We start from the raw sequence: 559 nt of genomic DNA on the forward strand, positions 1-559 counted from the left end.
GCCCCAACACGGTCCACTTCACCTACGACACCTACGCGCTTGCGAAGGTGACGGCCTCTGCGGTGGTCGCCGGCGGTGGAAAGTCATGGTTCTTCATCACGGCCGACTACGCCTTCGGCAATCAGCTTGAACAGGACGCGACGCGCTTCATCAAGGCGAGCGGCGGCACCGTGCTGGGCGGTGTTCGCCACCCGACCAACACCGCCGATTTCTCGTCCTTCGCATTGCAGGCACAGAACTCGAAGGCTGAAGTCGTCGCCTTCGCCAATGCCGGCCAGGACACTGACAATTCGATCAAGCAATCCGGTGAATTCGGCCTTGTCAAAGGCGGCCAGAAACTGGTCGGCCTGCTGATGTTCGACACAGATGTTCATGCGATCGGACTCGACGCCGCACAAGGCACTTACCTCACGACCGCGTCCTACTGGAACATGGACGACAAGACGCGCGCCTGGTCGAAGAAGTTCTTCGAACGCACCAAGGTGATGCCGACCATGATCCAGACCGGCGTTTATGGCTCGGTGCTGCACTATCTCCAGGCCATCAAGGCTGCCGGCAC

At 60.3% G+C, this 559-nt stretch carries 1 protein-coding gene; it reads left to right on the forward strand.

Going from position 1 to position 559, the window contains the following annotated elements; translation table 11 throughout:
* Positions 1–559, forward strand: a 559-nt coding sequence (locus AC1DU6_RS35290) for an ABC transporter substrate-binding protein (RefSeq protein ID WP_477863226.1), incomplete at both ends; no start/stop codon positions are given.

This window comes from Roseateles sp. P5_B10, from assembly GCF_056400485.1.